The following is a 2,512-nucleotide window of genomic DNA, read 5'->3' on the forward strand; positions in this document are numbered from 1 at the left end:
GTATGCGATCAATAAACCACGTCCTTGAGCCGCGGGCTGTGACCTGACAGCCTACGTTCCCACATAGATGAACGTGGGAACGTAAATGACAGACGATTTGGAAGACCTCAAGCGCCGGCTGGTGGTGGGGCACAAGAGCGACGGACGCAGCGTGTACGACGAAGCGGCGAAGTCGGAGTTGGTGGCACTGTGCCGGCAGCCAGGCGCCTCGGTGTCGCGCCTGGCGCGCGAGTGCGGTGTCAATGCCAACCAGGTTGGTCGATGGCTTCGCGAGCATGGCCATGGCGGTCGTCCGCGCAAGGCCATTGCCAGCGTGGTGCCGGCGCCTGCGACGTTCGTGGCGGTTTCGTTGCCGCCAGCCTCGCCGATTGTGGCCCGAAGCGTCGACGACATCGCCGCCGTGTTGGACGTGCAGGCACGCTTGCCCAATGGTGTTGCGATCGACCTTCGCGGCGTCGATCTGCGCAACGTCGGCGAAGTGATCGAGGCGTTCGGGAGGCTGCGGTGTTCCGCTTCGACGAAGGACTGAAGGTCTACCTGCATCGCGAGCCGGTGGACTTCCGGCTGAACATCAATGGCCTGGCGATCCTGGTGGAACAGGCCCTTGGCCTGGATCCGTTCGCCTCGTGCGCGTACGTGTTCAGCAACCGCCGGCGCGACCGGGTGAAGATCCTGGGCTGGGAGCGCAACGGCTTCTGGCTGCTGCTCAAGCGTCTTGAGAAGGACAAGTTCGTCTGGCCTTCGGCCGATGCGGTTCCCACGCTGACAGCCGAGCAGTTGCACTGGTTGCTGGAGGGCATCGACATCGCAGTGGTGCAGCGCCACCACCATCTGCGCTATTCCAGCGTCGCTTGAAGGAACAATGATGGGGCATGCCGATCCAAGCTGGCGTGTCGTCGCTTGCCACCATCACCGCTGAAGAGCTCGCCGCGCTCATTGCCGAGCGCGATGCGCTGGCCGGTGCGCTGCGGGTGGCCACCACCGAGCGGGACCTCGCACTGGAGCGGCTGAAGTCGTTGCAGCGCCAGCTCTTCGCGGCCAAGAGCGAGGCCCGCGGCACCGATCAGAAGGACCTGTTCCTCAACGAGGCCGAAGCACTCGCGCCCACTGATCAAACGCCGCAGGCCGAGACCGACGAAGAGGAATCGACGCCGGTCGCCGGCCATCCGCGCAAGAAGCGCGGTCGCAAGCCGCTGGACCCCGCACTGCCGCGCGAGATCGTGCGCCACGAGCTGCCCGAGGCCGAGCGCGTGTGCGCCCATGACGGGCACGCGCTGGTGGAGATCGGCGCCGAGGTCAGCGAGCAGATGCACGTCATCCCCGAGCAGGTCCGCGTGCTCCAGCACCACCGCATCAAGTACGCCTGCCCCTGCTGCGACCAGAGCCTGAAGATCGCACCGACGCCGGCGCGCATCATCCCGCGCGGGCTGCTCACCGAGGCCGCCCAGGCCTGGGTCATCACCGGCAAGTACCAGTTCGGCATGCCGCTGTATCGCACGGCCGCATTGCTGCGCCGCTTCGGTGGCGACATCGTGAGCAACACGCTGGCCGCCGGCGTCGTGCGCATCGGCCGGGCCGTGCAGCCCGTCATCAACCTGCTGCGCGACTACCTGCTCGACTCGGACCTGATCTACGGCGACGAGACCACGGTTCAGGTGCTCAAGGAGCCCGGGCGCAAAGCGCAGACCAAGAGCTACATGTGGGCGCAGATGAACGCCACCGGACCACCGGTGCGGCTGTTTGCCTATGCACCGGGGCGCGGCGCCGTGCACGCCGAGAAGCTGTATGCCGGCATCCGCCCCGGCACCACACTCATGAGCGACGGCTACGAGGTCTACAACGGCATCGCGAAGGCCGGCGGCCTCACGCATCTTGGGTGTTGGGTTCACGCGCGTCGACCGCTGATCAAGGCCGAGGAGGCCATACCGAAGGCAGCGCGTTCACCCGACCAGCTCGCGACCCGGTTCGTGCGGCTCATTGGCAAGCTGTACCGTGCGGAGGCATTGGCCAAGGACTGGACGCCCGCGCGTCGGCTGCGGCTGCGCTCGCGCTACAGCGCCGCGGTCGTGCGCGAGATCGAGCGGTTGCTGCTCACGCACCTGCACGCCGTTGCACCGTCGAGCCTGCTGGGCGAGGCACTGCACTACCTGCACGGGCAGTGGCCCAAGCTGGTGCGGTTCCTGGAAAACGGCACCTGGCCGCTGGACTCCAATCCGGTGGAGAACGCGATCCGGCCCTTCGTCGTTGGAAGAAGGTCGTGGTTGTTCGCTGACACCGTGGGCGGCGCGAACGCCAGTGCCAATCTTTATTCGCTCATCGAGACCGCCAAGGCCAACAACGTCGAGCCCTATCGGTACCTCGTCGCGTTGTTCAAGAAGCTGCCGCTGGCGCAGACCGTCGACGATTACGAGGCGCTGCTGCCCTGGAACATCGAACTCAGCGCAGCATAGGCCGCGCTGCGCGCATCGGTTCCGACTCCGCGCACAAGGGCGTGGTTTATTGACGGCTTACG

General features: G+C 66.2%; 3 protein-coding genes. All 3 read left to right on the forward strand.

Annotated features, from left to right (window positions below):
* The first annotated feature begins 85 nt into the window (after positions 1-85).
* From ACSFA8_RS27115 to tnpC, 3 genes are read left to right on the forward strand one after another with little or no spacing between them, the layout of a single operon-like run.
* Complete coding sequence (locus ACSFA8_RS27115) at positions 86-529, forward strand: transposase (RefSeq protein WP_435482554.1); 444 nt, start codon at positions 86-88, stop codon at positions 527-529.
* Positions 505-855: an IS66 family insertion sequence element accessory protein TnpB gene (gene tnpB, locus ACSFA8_RS27120; protein WP_435482555.1), complete on the forward strand. Its 351-nt coding sequence runs from the start codon at positions 505-507 to the stop codon at positions 853-855. Before ACSFA8_RS27115 ends, tnpB begins: the two co-directional genes overlap by 25 nt.
* Positions 856-872: 17 nt before the next feature.
* The gene (gene tnpC, locus ACSFA8_RS27125; protein ID WP_435482556.1) at positions 873-2,450 is read left to right on the forward strand and encodes an IS66 family transposase; all 1,578 of its coding nucleotides are present in this window, start codon (positions 873-875) and stop codon (positions 2,448-2,450) included.
* Positions 2,451-2,512 lie beyond the last annotated feature (62 nt).

Source organism: Variovorax nitratireducens (assembly GCF_051216545.1).
Taxonomy (GTDB): Bacteria; Pseudomonadota; Gammaproteobacteria; order Burkholderiales; family Burkholderiaceae_C; genus Variovorax.

Excerpts from the sequence above, each read along its gene's own strand:
- tnpC (WP_435482556.1), top strand. The coding sequence starts at position 873 with ATGCCGATCCAAGCTGGCGTGTCGTCGCTTGCCACCATCACCGCTGAA.
- ACSFA8_RS27115 (WP_435482554.1), top strand. The coding sequence starts at position 86 with ATGACAGACGATTTGGAAGACCTCAAGCGCCGGCTGGTGGTGGGGCAC.